11 protein-coding genes, 2 pseudogenes, 1 CRISPR repeat array and 1 riboswitch are annotated in these 14,485 nt (G+C 26.4%); of the genes and pseudogenes, 11 read left to right on the top strand and 2 right to left on the bottom strand.

Going from position 1 to position 14,485, the window contains the following annotated elements; translation table 11 throughout:
- From Q5F54_RS04715 to cas2, 5 genes and pseudogenes are all read left to right on the top strand, one after another.
- A pseudogene (locus Q5F54_RS04715) lies at positions 1 to 222 on the top strand (CRISPR-associated protein Cas5); the annotation flags it as partial.
- Positions 223 to 267: 45 nt separating this feature from the next.
- Positions 268 to 2,616, top strand: coding sequence for a CRISPR-associated helicase Cas3' (gene cas3, locus Q5F54_RS04710; RefSeq protein ID WP_302334035.1), 2,349 nt, complete (start codon positions 268 to 270; stop codon positions 2,614 to 2,616).
- Between the two features lie 35 nt (positions 2,617 to 2,651).
- Positions 2,652 to 3,146, top strand: coding sequence for a CRISPR-associated protein Cas4 (gene cas4 / locus Q5F54_RS04705; RefSeq protein ID WP_281538839.1), 495 nt, complete (start codon positions 2,652 to 2,654; stop codon positions 3,144 to 3,146).
- A gap of 22 nt (positions 3,147 to 3,168) precedes the next feature.
- A complete protein-coding gene (cas1b, locus tag Q5F54_RS04700; RefSeq protein WP_071121395.1) occupies positions 3,169 to 4,161 on the top strand; it encodes a type I-B CRISPR-associated endonuclease Cas1b in 993 nt (330 codons plus the stop codon).
- A gap of 15 nt (positions 4,162 to 4,176) precedes the next feature.
- The gene (gene cas2, locus Q5F54_RS04695) at positions 4,177 to 4,455 is read left to right on the top strand and encodes a CRISPR-associated endonuclease Cas2 (protein WP_071120349.1); all 279 of its coding nucleotides are present in this window, start codon (positions 4,177 to 4,179) and stop codon (positions 4,453 to 4,455) included.
- A 179-nt stretch (positions 4,456 to 4,634) separates the two neighbouring features.
- Positions 4,635 to 6,386: a CRISPR direct-repeat array (repeat unit 30 nt; unit sequence ATTAAAGTAGAACCATATTGGAATGTAAAG).
- A gap of 155 nt (positions 6,387 to 6,541) precedes the next feature.
- Here cas2 and Q5F54_RS04690 read toward each other — a convergent pair.
- Both Q5F54_RS04690 and Q5F54_RS04685 read right to left on the bottom strand, forming a co-directional pair.
- On the bottom strand, positions 6,542 to 7,498 hold the full coding sequence (locus Q5F54_RS04690) for a SpoIVB peptidase S55 domain-containing protein (protein WP_302334034.1): 957 nt from the start codon (positions 7,496 to 7,498) through the stop codon (positions 6,542 to 6,544).
- A 119-nt stretch (positions 7,499 to 7,617) separates the two neighbouring features.
- A complete protein-coding gene (locus Q5F54_RS04685) occupies positions 7,618 to 7,917 on the bottom strand; it encodes a hypothetical protein (RefSeq protein ID WP_302334033.1) in 300 nt (99 codons plus the stop codon).
- Between the two features lie 214 nt (positions 7,918 to 8,131).
- Here Q5F54_RS04685 and Q5F54_RS04680 point away from each other — a divergent pair, with 214 nt between their 5' ends.
- The 6 genes and pseudogenes from Q5F54_RS04680 to Q5F54_RS04655 form a co-directional block, all read left to right on the top strand.
- The gene (locus tag Q5F54_RS04680; protein WP_288248008.1) at positions 8,132 to 8,968 is read left to right on the top strand and encodes an aldo/keto reductase; all 837 of its coding nucleotides are present in this window, start codon (positions 8,132 to 8,134) and stop codon (positions 8,966 to 8,968) included.
- A gap of 381 nt (positions 8,969 to 9,349) precedes the next feature.
- Positions 9,350 to 9,465, top strand: a riboswitch (FMN riboswitch).
- A gap of 306 nt (positions 9,466 to 9,771) precedes the next feature.
- A complete protein-coding gene (gene ribD, locus Q5F54_RS04675; protein WP_302334032.1) occupies positions 9,772 to 10,872 on the top strand; it encodes a bifunctional diaminohydroxyphosphoribosylaminopyrimidine deaminase/5-amino-6-(5-phosphoribosylamino)uracil reductase RibD in 1,101 nt (366 codons plus the stop codon).
- Positions 10,873 to 11,529 carry a riboflavin synthase gene (locus tag Q5F54_RS04670; protein WP_281538834.1) on the top strand — a complete coding sequence of 219 codons (657 nt, stop codon included), beginning with the start codon at positions 10,873 to 10,875 and terminating at the stop codon, positions 11,527 to 11,529.
- Between the two features lie 16 nt (positions 11,530 to 11,545).
- Positions 11,546 to 12,742: a bifunctional 3,4-dihydroxy-2-butanone-4-phosphate synthase/GTP cyclohydrolase II gene (locus Q5F54_RS04665; protein ID WP_281538833.1), complete on the top strand. Its 1,197-nt coding sequence runs from the start codon at positions 11,546 to 11,548 to the stop codon at positions 12,740 to 12,742.
- A gap of 49 nt (positions 12,743 to 12,791) precedes the next feature.
- Positions 12,792 to 13,253 (top strand): 6,7-dimethyl-8-ribityllumazine synthase, encoded by a 462-nt coding sequence (gene ribE / locus Q5F54_RS04660; RefSeq protein ID WP_281538832.1) that lies wholly within the window; start codon positions 12,792 to 12,794, stop codon positions 13,251 to 13,253.
- A gap of 231 nt (positions 13,254 to 13,484) precedes the next feature.
- Positions 13,485 to 14,485: pseudogene (locus Q5F54_RS04655) on the top strand (PIN domain-containing protein); the annotation flags it as partial.

The raw sequence follows: 14,485 nt of genomic DNA, 5'->3' as shown, positions 1-14,485 counted from the left end.
GAAGATGTAAAAGATGGATATATTTCACCTAAATATAAAGATGGTATGACTATTAATGGAACTAAATATTATATAAATAAAAATTATGAAATAAAAGAAGGCAAAAGAGAATTTATTAAAAAGAAAGTTCTATACACATCTTATTGTGCAATAGAAGAAACTAGCGATAATATTTTTTTAGATAATACAGATGAAAAAAATTATATAGTAAACTTTATTTAAATAAAGCAGTAGGTTAATTACCTACTGCTTTAAAAGGAGTAAAATATGGTTAAAGATATATATTTTGATTTATTAGATGAATCAATAGTATCAAATATAAGAGAAAAAAAAGCAAAACCAAATAAGAGCATAATTGAACATACAAACGACTTATTAGATGTTTTAGAGATACTTTGGAATTTAGGATATATAAAAGAAGAAAGGATATATGAACTTATTCAAAAAGCTTGTATATACCATGATATAGGTAAAATAAATAAAGAATTTCAAAAAAGAGTAAAAAATAAAGGTATTAAATTTGATGAAAATAAAGAAGTTGCTCATAATGTATTGTCTTTATATTTCATAGATGAGAGCAAATTTAATAATAAAGAAGATTACCTTATTGTATCTAATGCAGTAGTTAATCATCATGACTATTGCGATATAGGACTAGCAATAAGAGAAAAATCAGATATAATAGAAAATTTATTAGAAGGGCTTGATCATAAAAAAGTTAAAAAAGTTATACCTGCGAAAATAGCTAGTATATCACAAGATATAGATGCAATAAAAATAAAAGGATACTTACATAAATGTGATTATAGTGCAAGTTCGGGATATACAGCAGAATATGAAAATAACTTTTTAGAAAAGTCATTAGAAAATGTACTTAACAAATGGAAACTAGATAATCAAGATGCAAGTTGGAATGAACTACAACAATATTGTATAGAAAATAAAAATGAAAATATTATAGCAATAGCTCAAACAGGTATGGGAAAAACAGAAGCAGGTCTACTTTGGATAAGCGATAATAAAGGATTTTTCATACTTCCAATAAGAACAGCTATAAATGCTATTTACGATAGAACTAAAAAATACATTTCTAGTTATGGTGGAAATTTAGAAGAACAATTAGGATTATTACATTCAAGCTCATTAGAATACTTATTATCACAAAGTGAGGATGACAAATATGATGATAAAGATGAATATATAGATAAAAAGGAAGACAAGGAAATAATAGAATATGAAAAAATAGCAAAGCAATTATCTCTTCCTATCAATGTATCCACTATAGACCAACTCTTTGACTTTGTATATAAGTATCCAGCATATGAACTAAAATTAACCACATTATCATACTCAAAAATAGTAATAGATGAAATACAAATGTATGGTCCAGATTTACTAGCTTATTTAGTGTATGGATTAGAGCGTATAGTAGAACAAGGTGGAAAAGTGGCAATTTTAACAGCTACACTACCTCCATTTGTAAAAGAGTTACTAAGTAAAAATATTAAGTTTAAAATAAAAGAAGGTGGATTTACTGATAATTCTAAAAGGCATAATCTAAAGATTTTAGATAAAAGAATAGACTCTAACGATATATGTGACAAATATATGGAAAATGAAAAGTTAAATAAAAGTAATAAAATATTAGTGGTATGCAATAGTATTACGCAAGCTCAAAATTTATATGAAGAAATAAGTGATATTTTAGGAAATAAAAATTTACATATATTACATAGTAAGTTTATAAAGTGTGAAAGATTATCAAAAGAATCTGAAATAATAGAATTTGGAAAAACATATAAAGATAATAAAAGTAATGAACTAGACAAGCAAAGTGGAATATGGATATCTACGTCTATAGTAGAAGCAAGTTTAGACATAGATTTTGATTATTTATTTACAGAATTACAAGACTTAAATTCACTATTTCAAAGACTAGGTCGTTGTAATAGAAAAGGAAAAAAAGATAGTAGTGAAAATAATTGCTATATTTATACTCAAATAGATGAAAGAAGTTTTATAAATGGAGATAGGGGATACATAGATAAAGATATATTTGAATTATCTAAAGAAGCTATAAGTTTATGGGAAGGGCAAATCTCAGAAAAAGAAAAAATAGAATTAATAAATAAATATCTTACTATGGATAAAATAAAAAATAGTAACTATATAATACAATATAAACATACATATAACTTCATAAAAAATCTAACTCCAGATACATTTAAATCAGATGAAGTTAAGTTAAGAAATATACTATCTAAAGATATAATACCAAGTCCAATTTATCATGAATATAATGGTGACATTAAAGAATTAGAGTTAAAGCTAAAAGATAAGTCTTTAAACTCACCAGAAAATAAAGGAGAAAAAATAAAATTACAAAATAAGTTAAAAAAATACACAGTCTCTGTTCATCCTAATCATATAACAAATTACTATAGAGCATTAAAAAATGGATTAGCTACAAGATATGATAATGTAAGAGTAAGTGACTATGAGTATATACCCGTTATAGAATGTGAATATACTGAACTTGGCTACAGACAAAAGAAGTTTGTAAATCAAGATAATATTAATACAAATATTAGCAATATAGATGATTTTATATTTTAAATAAGTATAAGCATTATGATAAAGAGGTGTATTAGATGAAAAAAGAAATAACAGGTGTAATGGTATATTACTATGAAGTCTGTAAAAGAAAGCTATGGTATTTTTACAACGAAATACAGATGGAACAAGGGAATGAAAATGTTGAAATAGGAAAAGTATTAGACGAAGAAACTTATAAAAGAGATAAAAAGCATATAAATATAGACAACATTATAAATATAGATTTCATACGTTCTAAAGGTATACTACATGAAGTTAAAAAAAGTAATAAAATTGAAGAAGCAAGTATACTACAAGTAAAATATTATCTATATTTTTTACATAAAAAAGGTGTTACAAATATAAAAGGAAAAATAGACTATCCATTATTAAAACAAAGTGTAGATATAGAGCTGAATGAAGAAGACATAGTTAATATAGAACAAATATTAAATAATATAAATGAAATAGTATATAAAACTATTCCGCCTAAATTGGAGAAAAAGCGTATTTGTAAATCTTGTGCATATTATGATTTATGTTTTATTTAAACTAATACAAGAGAGGAAACTTATGAAGAGAAGTTATTATATTTATAACAATGGAATGCTAAAAAGACAAGATAACTCAATAGCATTTGTAGATGAAAATGGAGAAAAAAGATATATACCAATAGAAACTGTAAATGAAATATATGTAATGTCTGAAATGGATTTTAATACAAATCTAATAAATTATTTATCTCAATATGGAGTAGTAATACATTTTTTTAATTATTATAGCTTTTACACAGGAACATTTCAACCGAGAGAAAAGCTAGTATCAGGAAATCTATTAGTTAACCAAGTTAATCATTATACTGACAATGAAAAAAGGCTCGATATAGCTAAAAGATTCATAGATGGAGCTAGTTTTAATATATATCGTAACTTAAGATATTATAATGGTAGAGGAAAAGATGTACAAATTTATATGGACAAAATAGAAGAACTAAGAAAACAAATACCTAAAAGCAAAAGTATACAAGAGTTAATGGGATATGAAGGAAATATAAGAAAAATATATTATGAGTCATGGAATATACTAATTGATCAAGATATAAATTTTGAGAAAAGAGTAAAAAATCCACCTGATAATATGATAAATACTTTAATATCATATGTAAACACTTTGGTTTATACTAAAGTATTAAGTGCGATATATAATACACAATTAAATCCAACTGTAAGCTATTTACATGAGCCTGGAAGTAGAAGATTTTCATTAAGCCTAGATATAGCAGAAATATTTAAACCTATAATAGGAGATAGATTAATATTTTCTTTATTAAATAAGAAACAAATAACAGAAAAAAGTTTTACGAAAGATCTTAATTATTTACATCTAACAAAAGAAGCATCAAGGACAATAGTAGCTGAATTAGATAAGAAATTACAAACAACTATAAAGCATAAAGAGTTAAATAAAAATGTATCATATGAATACTTAATGAAGCTAGAGTGTTATAAGTTAATAAAGCATTTATTAGGCGAAAAAGAGTATGAACCATTTAAAATATGGTGGTAATAGGAGGAGTTCATTATGTATGTGATTTTAGTTTATGATATAAAAAGTGATGAAGGTGGACAAAAAGTATTAAGTAAAACTTTTAAAACGTGCAAAAAATATTTATCACATATTCAAAACTCAGTTTTTGAAGGTGAGTTATCAAATTCGCAAATTGTTAAGCTACAATATGAATTAAATGGTATAATAAGAAGAGATAGAGATTCAATAATTTTATTTAAGAGTAGAAATGAAAGATGGTTAGAAAAAGACATGTGGGGAGTACAAGAAGACAAGACGAGTAACTTTATTTAGTTGTCTACCTAATATAGTGTAAAAATTAGTATACATAGACAAAGATAGCTGATACAATAGATACAGGCAATAAATAATGTTTTTTTGTAGATAGAAAGAGATTATATAGCCTAAATGTTTTTAGGTAGACAAAATATATATCTGAATAGATTAGAAAATCAAATATTGATATCAAACGGATTAAAGTAGAACCATATTGGAATGTAAAGTTGTGAAAGATTAGAAAATGAAATAAAGAACTTGAAATTAAAGTAGAACCATATTGGAATGTAAAGGTAGGATATACTTTTCATGATGAAGTGTCTGAAAGAATTAAAGTAGAACCATATTGGAATGTAAAGAAGAAACAGGTTGGGACGTTGATACTCTAACAAATATGATTAAAGTAGAACCATATTGGAATGTAAAGTCTAATACTTCTTTATTAGCATTTATTGCTCTTATAATTAAAGTAGAACCATATTGGAATGTAAAGTAATATTGCCTTGTGCCATTAACTTAGAAGCTTTTTATTAAAGTAGAACCATATTGGAATGTAAAGGTATTAACCTTTTTTAATTCTTCATGTACTTTTCCTATTAAAGTAGAACCATATTGGAATGTAAAGTTACTTTATAGTATCCATTTTCAGTCAACGGAATATTATTAAAGTAGAACCATATTGGAATGTAAAGTGTTTAATAGCTTCTGCAATATATATTTGGTTCAATTAAAGTAGAACCATATTGGAATGTAAAGAATAAGTACACAATTTACTGAAAACAATAGAAATATAATTAAAGTAGAACCATATTGGAATGTAAAGACATAAAATGATATGTCATGTATGTAAGTAGCTATTATTAAAGTAGAACCATATTGGAATGTAAAGTAACATCACCTACTTTTCAATATCTTCAATTACTTTATTAAAGTAGAACCATATTGGAATGTAAAGACAAATCAAGTTAAGAACTTTTGCAAATAAAACTAAATTAAAGTAGAACCATATTGGAATGTAAAGAAAAATATAGCAGCAGGTCAAAATGTAATGTTATATAATTAAAGTAGAACCATATTGGAATGTAAAGTTTCTCCTGTATTTTTAAAATCTATAAACCATCTTAAATTAAAGTAGAACCATATTGGAATGTAAAGTTTACATTTACAGATTGGGATGTTCTTGATTCAATAATTAAAGTAGAACCATATTGGAATGTAAAGAACACTTAAATAACTTTGATGTTGAAGATACTAACAATTAAAGTAGAACCATATTGGAATGTAAAGTTTTTATTTTTAACTTTACATCTTCCTACGTCTTTTATTAAAGTAGAACCATATTGGAATGTAAAGCAAATAATAAATAAGCTAAAGTCATTGAAATTACCTATTAAAGTAGAACCATATTGGAATGTAAAGTTTAAATTAAATAAGTCGGTATCATCAGTTTCATTTGATTAAAGTAGAACCATATTGGAATGTAAAGCTAAGTCCAGTATTAAGTCCATACCGTTTTATTGCAATTAAAGTAGAACCATATTGGAATGTAAAGATAAAATAATTCTCCTTACCATATTCTATATAAATAATTAAAGTAGAACCATATTGGAATGTAAAGATAATTCAAGGTTTGATTGCTCTGTTCTTGCTATTGATTAAAGTAGAACCATATTGGAATGTAAAGTAGAATTAATTTAAATAGCTTCCATGTATTACCATTAATTAAAGTAGAACCATATTGGAATGTAAAGAAGTTACATAAAAACATTCATTTTCAAAAGTCCCCATTAAAGTAGAACCATATTGGAATGTAAAGATTTCATAGCATTTTTAAGCTCTGGATTATCTTTTAATTAAAGTAGAACCATATTGGAATGTAAATATCATTGTGCCAATTATACCTATTCCAACAGGTAGTAATTAAAGTATGTCCATATTGGAATAAATATTGCTATAAGCAATTATATCTTTATACATAAGTCTATAAATTATAATATATTAAATATAAAGAAGCATAATTACATATAAAAATTTGATAATAATAAATCTATATAGTTATTTAAAAGACCATAGGTAGCAAATCACTACCTATGGTCTAAACTTATTACTTATTACAATTTTTAATCATATAATCTATATTTGTCATAACACCAATACGTTTATTAGACTTTACAACAGCACGAGCTCCACCAACAATCTTATTATCTTGAATTACAGGGGTACCACTCATACCTTGAACTATACCACCACGGTATTTTAACAAATCCTTATCAACAACCTTTATCTGAGAAACATATTTTCCAACTTGAGCTATCTCAATCTCATGCATCTTTAATTCATTAGTTACAGGAGATTTACAATATAAATAAGCAGTACCTACCTTTGGAGTACCTATTTCTAAAGCTAAATTAGGATTATATGTGTAATTTTCAAATTTTCCACATATACCACCATCTCCAGTACCAGTAAATTTACCTATTTTATCACCCTCTGCACTCGTAACTAAATATCCAGTATTAAATAGTGTATTTTTCTTTGTTTGAACATAACATGTTTTATAAATAGCATTATCTAAAACATCAAAAGGCATTTGTTCATCTTTTAAATTATGAGATAACCCTATAAAATTACCCTTAGAATCAATTGCTGTTACAGTTCCTAGATAAAATGAATAGTAACCAAATTCAAAATCTCTAAGATCATCAGATGTTATATCCATTGATTTAACTTTTCCATTTCTATAACAAGTAGCTTTTAAAGGTAAATTTTCAACCTTCATAGTTTTTTCTATATTTTTACGATTAGGAGTGATTTCTTCACCGTTTAATTCTATAGACAATAATATATCTGATTCTTTTAAGGTTTTATTACGATTTAGCTTACTTGTTACTATAGGATATTTTAGCTTTACACCTAATTCAACAACTTCACCAGAGGGCATAAGTTTTGTATTTTTAGATACTGGCTTTTCATCACAAAATACAAAAGATGAACCTAGTAAAATCATTATTAATGTGGTTGAAAGAACTTTCTTTAAAATGCTAAGTTTTCTGTCACTCATTCAATCAACTCCTTTTTTAGCATTATAATTTATTTATAGTTTTGCTTAAAGTTACATAAAATATATTGGGATATAATGACTTTTACAAAATACCAATTTAATATTTAAAAACAAATATATTATCTTTCTAAGTAGTCAGATAAGAATATATTAGCATTTTGTTGAAATTCATTACTGCTTTCAACTAGTAAATATTGACTTATATTAAAATCATTGACATTAATATTATAAGTAAAAATATACTTTTCTAATATATTTACAAATGCAACTCGATTTGATTCAGTAGGTATTCTTATATATGTTTTTAATCTTTCTAAATCACAACTGCTAATTTCAATTTTATTTTCTTTAAATTTTTTTGATAAATCAATAAAAAAGTCTTTTTGTATATCAACATATTTATGTAATAGTCGCATCATTTTTATTACCTCCAAATTATTAAACTTAAATATTAAAATAATTGTCCTAGAAAGAGTATTTACCAAATTTATAAAAATAAATCGAACTATAAATATATATGTGATTATTAAACTTATAATACTAATAAGCTAAAATAATATATAAAAGTAATTTGAAATATATGGTAAAATGTAATAAGAATATATTTTAAAAATATAAAGGGAGAAATATTTTATGGTTGAAAAATTTATGTTATTAAGTAATGGAGTAAAAATACCATCAATAGGATTTGGTACATATAAATCAGGGGATGATGAAGAAACAGCTAAAATAATAAAAAATGCTTTAAATTTAGGATATAAAATGATAGATACTGCTTCATTTTATAACAATGAAGTAGGTATAGGTAATGGTATAAAAGAAAGTGATATAGATAGAAAAGATATATTTATAGTAACTAAACTTTGGAATGATGATCATGGTTATGATAATACTATCGAGGCTTTTAATAAATCATTAAATAACCTACAAGTAGATTACATAGATTTATATTTAATACATTGGCCAAATAAATTAAATGCTGAAACTTGGAGAGCCTTTGAACATTTATATGAGACAGGAAAGGTAAAAGCTATAGGAGTATGTAACTTTAAAGTTGAGCATTTAGAAGAATTAAAGAAAACTGCAAAAATAATGCCAATGGTAAATCAAGTAGAGATTCATCCTTTTAGTACTAAAAATAATATTATTAACTACTGCAAAGATAATAATATTAAAGTAGTTGCATGGAGCCCTATAAGTAGAGGAAGAGTACTATCTAATGACTTAATGATTGATTTATCACAAAAATATAAAAAATCAATAGTACAAATAGTACTAAGATGGCATATGCAAAAAGGAGTTATACCTATACCAAAGTCATCAAATGAAAACAGAATAAAAGAGAATATGGACATATTTGATTTTGAAATTTCTAGTGAAGATATGAAAGCAATAGATTCATTAGATGAAGGGGATGATATGTCAGTAACAACACCACCATTAAATACTATATATGAAGAAGTAAGATAAACTATAATGCTTTAAAATCTGTGTATTAAAGTAATATCAATATATTTAGAAAAGTAAAAATTGATAAAATACTTTAGATACAAGTATTTAGTTAATGTTATAAGTATAATAAAGGTCTTAATTGTTATAAATTATTCACTGAATTTACTATATATATTAGAATTTAATTAACTAACTTACATCTTTATTTGTGATGCTTAGAATTGTACCATAAATAAAGATTTAAAATAGAATAATATAGTATGATTTAATGTAAAATAGTGTATAAGTTAAAATTACAACTAAATATTAGCAAAAGATAAAATAGGATACATTGAATCAGAACTTTTTTATTCATATTGACATAAAATTATTAAACTTATATAATATAATTAAAACTTAATAAATCTTCAGGGTAGGGTGAAATTCCCTACCGGCGGTAAAGCCCGCGAGCCTATATGGCATGATTCGGTGAAATTCCGAGGCCGACAGTAAAGTCTGGATGGAAGAAGATAAAATAAATGCAAGATATAGTGAAATTATATGGCTATTCTTTATTAGTGTTACTTATGCTCTGAAATATTTTATATATTTCAGAGCTTTTTATATGATAATTTGTATTGTGAATATAAATAATTACTAATTTGTATAGTGAATATTATTTGAATTATTTTGTATGATACTTAGTTTGTTGTTTATTCTGAAAAGTATATAAAGTTTAAATAGCAAAATATGTATATTTAGCCCTGAGTATATTAATACTTAGGGCTTTCTTTGTATATGTCCGAATTTTATTAAGTGTATTAAAATTAGGAGGATAAAAGTTGGATAAGTATTATATGGATGTTGCATTACATTTAGCAAGAAAGGGAGCTGGCAAAGTGAATCCTAACCCATTAGTTGGTGCAGTTATTGTAAATGATGGGAAAATAATAGGTAAAGGGTATCATGAAAGCTATGGTAAAGCTCATGCAGAAATAAATGCATTTAAAGATGCAGAAACAGAATTAATAGAAGGGTCTACCATGTATGTAACTTTAGAGCCATGTTCGCATTATGGGAAGACACCACCATGTGTAGACCAAATAATTGAAAATAGAATTAAAAGGGTTGTCATTGGCATGGTTGATCCCAATCCTTTGGTATCAGGAAAGGGTGTTAAAAAATTACAAGAAGCAGGAATTGATGTAACTGTAGGAATACTAGAAGATAAATGTAAAAAATTAAATGAAGTATTTATTAAATACATTACAAAAAAGAAACCTTTTGTTGTATTAAAAACTGCAATGTCATTAGACGGTAAAATATCTACTACTTCAGGAGAATCAAAATGGATTACAGACAAAGAAGCAAGAGAAAATGTTCATATATTGAGAAATGAATTAACAGCAATAATGATTGGGATAGATACAGTTATTATTGATAATCCAGAGCTTACTTGTAGAATTCCAAATGGAAGAAATCCAATTAGAATAGTTGTAGATAGCAACCTAAGAATCCCATATGACTCTAAAATATTACAAACTGCTAAGAAATTTAAAACAATAATAGCAACTACTGAAAAAGCTAGAAAAGAGAAAATTCATAAACTAAAAGACTTAGGGATAATAGTAATAGAAACTAAATCTAAAAATGAAAAGGTAGATTTAAAAGACTTAATGCATAAATTAGGAAATCAAAATATAGACAGCATTCTTTTAGAAGGTGGATCAACATTAAATTACTCAGCCTTAGAAAGTGGAATTGTTGATAAAATTTTAGTTTATATAGCTCCTAAAATAATAGGTGGAATGAAATCTAAAACTCCTGTAGGAGGGAGTGGTATTAGCCATCTTAAAGATGCTTTTAAGGTAAGAGAGCTATCCACATCAATTATTGGAAAAGATATTTTACTTCAAGGTTATATAGAAGGAGATGAGTCTTAAGTGTTTACTGGGATAATTGAAGAAATAGGTTTAATAGAAGGAATTAAAAAGGGTGAAAAATCATCAAAACTAGTAATTAAGGCAAATATAGTTCTAAATGATATACATATAGGAGACAGTATTTCCACAAATGGAGTTTGTCTTACTGTAACTAATATATATGAAAATAAATTTGAGGCTGATATTATGGCAGAGACATTAAGAAAAAGTAATCTAGGGAAACTTAATATTGGAAGCAAGGTAAATCTTGAGAGGGCCTTAAGCATTCAAAGTAGATTAGGTGGGCATATAGTAAGTGGACATATAGATGGCACAGGGAAAATTATATCTTTTGTAAAAGAAGATAATGCTATATGGGTTACTGTAGATGCTTCTACGGATATATTAAAATATGTAGTACATAAAGGTTCTATCACTATAGATGGAATAAGCTTAACAGTGGCTTATGTAGATGATAGTTGCTTTAAAGTTTCGATCATTCCTCATACAGCAAGTGAAACAACATTGATAAGTAAGAAGATAGGAGATACTGTAAATCTTGAATGTGATTTAATAGGGAAATATGTGGAAAAGCTTTTGGGATTAGAAGGAAATAAAAAAGATGATAGTAAATGTTCATTAAATGAAGAGTTTCTAAGAAGTAATGGTTTTTTGTAAGGGAGGAGAAAGAGAAATGTTTAAATTTAATAGTATTGAAGAAGCTTTAGAGGATATTAAAGCAGGTAAAATAATTATAGTTATTGATGATGAAGATAGAGAAAATGAAGGAGACTTGTTAATGGCGGCAGAATACGCTAATGCTGAATCAATAAACTTTATGGCTACCCACGGTAGAGGTCTAATTTGCATGCCAATAGAAGAGAATAAAGCTAAAGAATTAAATCTACATCCTATGGTGAAGAATAATACAGATAATCATGGTACAGCTTTTACTGTTTCTATTGATCATATTGATACAACTACAGGAATATCAGCTTATGAAAGAGCGTTAACTATAAAAAAGGTCTTAGAATCTAATGATTCCAATGAATTTAGAAGACCAGGACATATATTTCCACTTATAGCTAAATCAGGAGGTGTTTTAAAGCGAGTTGGACATACTGAAGCTGCTGTAGATTTACCAAAACTTGCAGGATTAAAGCCAGCGGGAGTTATATGTGAAATTATGAGTAAAGATGGAACTATGGCTAGAACACCAGAATTGATTGAATTTGCAAAGGAACATCATCTTAAGATAATTACTATTGCTGATTTAGTAGCATATAGAAGAACAAAGGAAAAGCTGGTAGAAAGAGTTGTTGAAATTAATATGCCGACAAAATACGGTGATTTTAGAATGTATGGTTTTGTAAATAAGCTAAATGGAGAACATCATGTAGCTTTAGTTAAAGGTGATATTAGTGATGGAAAATCAGTATTAGCAAGGCTTCATTCTGAATGTTTAACAGGAGATGCATTAGGTTCTAAAAGATGTGACTGTGGAGAACAATATGAGGCAGCCATGAGAAAAATAAGTGAAGAAGGAAGAGGAATACTTCTATATATGAGACAAGAAGGAAGAGGAATAGGGCTTATTAATAAGCTAAAGGCATATGCTCTTCAAGATCAAGGATATGATACTGTAGAGGCAAATATTATGTTAGGTTTTCCTGCAGATATGAGGGATTATGGAATTGCTGCACAAATATTTAATGACTTAGGTGTTGAAAAATTAAAGCTTATGACAAATAATCCTAGGAAGCTTAATGGATTAAGTGGTTATGGAATTGAAGTTGTTGATAGAGTTCCAATTCAAATGAATCATAACGAGAAAAACGAATTTTATTTAAAAACAAAACAAGAAAAATTACAGCATATGCTTAATTATTAGAAATTAATTAATTTTAAAATAATATAAACAAAAACTGGAGGAAGTAAAAATGAAAATGATAGAAGGAAATTTAGTAGCACAAGGTCTTAAGATTGGTATTGTAGTAGGGAGATTTAACAATTTTATAGTTTCAAAGTTATTAGAAGGCGCATTAGATGGACTAAAGAGACATGGAGTAGATGAGAATAATATTGAAATAGCTTGGGTACCAGGTGCTTTTGAATTACCATTAATAGCAAAGAAGATGGCTCAAAATGATAAATATGATGCTGTAATATGTTTAGGTGCCGTTATTAAAGGATCAACACCTCACTTTGATTATGTATGTGCAGAAGCTTCAAAGGGAATAGCATCTGTTTCATTATCTACAGAGAAACCTGTAATATTTGGGGTACTAACTACAGATACAATTGAACAGGCTATAGAAAGAGCTGGAACAAAAGCTGGAAATAAAGGTTATGATGCTGCAGTAACTGCCATAGAAATGGCCAATTTACTAAAGCAGTTTTAATGTGATGATAAGTTTGATGAACAATATTAATCTATTACGAACTAAATGTATAGGAGCATATGCTCCTATTTTTATTGAAAAAATGAAAGATATTATTTACTAAATTTCCTAGTAGGGAAAAAGGAAAACTTAAAAAAATAAAATAAATAAACAACTAATAATATATACAAATCTACATAAATGAAATAAAATAGTATTATTATACTAAAGATAATAACAAAAGGAGAATATATGGAAAATTTATTCGATTTTTTAGAAAATAAAAGTAAAGAAGAAAAACAAGAAAATATAATATTAGAAACTCAAACTATAGATATATCTACTACACAAAAAACTAAGTATATTATAGATGAAGAACACTTAAAACATTTAGAAAAAGTTAAAATAAGTTTATATAATGAAGATGAAATAAAGGCATCGGGCCTAGAAAGAAAAGATTATATAAGATTAAATAGTTATGTTGGCTCTAGATTAAATACAGATTTAAGAGCTAAAAACAATCCTATAAAAGAAGTAGAAGTTAAAATAGAATTAGTTGAAGAAAACTATTTAGACTCACTTGAAGAAGTTGACATGGATGAAAATATATTTAATGAAGATAATGGTATAAAAGAAAATAAAATGTTAATAGTTGATGGGTCATCACTTTTATCAACAAGTTTTTATGCAACAGCAAGAGACTTACTATTTGCAAAAACAGAAGAACAAAAAGAGTTTGCATATACAAAATTAATGAAATCTCCAGATGGAGAATATACAAATGGAATATATATGTTCTTTAAAACATTACTGCCATTAATTGAAAGTCAAAAGATAACGCATTTAGCAGTTGTACTTGATAGAAGTAGAAACACATTTAGACGAGAAATTGATCCAGAATACAAAGCAAATAGAAGTGAAACACCATATCCACTTAAAAGTCAATTTAAGTTATTAACTGAAATACTACAAGAAATGAATATACCAGTATTTTCTCATACTGAATATGAAGCAGATGACTTTGCTGGAAGTTTAGTTAAGAAATTTGAAAAAGATATACCTATATATTTACACACTAAAGATGAAGACTATATTCAATTAGTATCAGATAATACTAAATTATGGATGGTAACAAGTAAAGCAGATGATATGTATAAAGAAATTGGTATAGATAAAAAGGATATCAATGTTCCAAGTGGGATATTTGAATATACACCAGAGTATGTTAAACACTTTAAAGGAATAGAGCCAAT

It is taken from the genome of uncultured Romboutsia sp., from assembly GCF_958366745.1.
Lineage (GTDB): Bacteria > Bacillota > Clostridia > Peptostreptococcales > Peptostreptococcaceae > Romboutsia > Romboutsia timonensis.
Note: the sequence above shows the minus strand (reverse complement) of the source record. Positions and strands in the feature narration are given on the sequence as shown.

Excerpts from the sequence above, each read along its gene's own strand:
- cas3 (WP_302334035.1), top strand. The coding sequence starts at position 268 with ATGGTTAAAGATATATATTTTGATTTATTAGATGAATCAATAGTATCA.
- cas4 (WP_281538839.1), top strand. The coding sequence starts at position 2,652 with ATGAAAAAAGAAATAACAGGTGTAATGGTATATTACTATGAAGTCTGT.
- cas1b (WP_071121395.1), top strand. The coding sequence starts at position 3,169 with ATGAAGAGAAGTTATTATATTTATAACAATGGAATGCTAAAAAGACAA.
- cas2 (WP_071120349.1), top strand. The coding sequence starts at position 4,177 with ATGTATGTGATTTTAGTTTATGATATAAAAAGTGATGAAGGTGGACAA.
- Q5F54_RS04690 (WP_302334034.1), bottom strand. The coding sequence starts at position 7,498 with ATGAGTGACAGAAAACTTAGCATTTTAAAGAAAGTTCTTTCAACCACA.
- Q5F54_RS04685 (WP_302334033.1), bottom strand. The coding sequence starts at position 7,917 with ATGATGCGACTATTACATAAATATGTTGATATACAAAAAGACTTTTTT.
- Q5F54_RS04680 (WP_288248008.1), top strand. The coding sequence starts at position 8,132 with ATGGTTGAAAAATTTATGTTATTAAGTAATGGAGTAAAAATACCATCA.
- Q5F54_RS04665 (WP_281538833.1), top strand. The coding sequence starts at position 11,546 with ATGTTTAAATTTAATAGTATTGAAGAAGCTTTAGAGGATATTAAAGCA.
- ribE (WP_281538832.1), top strand. The coding sequence starts at position 12,792 with ATGAAAATGATAGAAGGAAATTTAGTAGCACAAGGTCTTAAGATTGGT.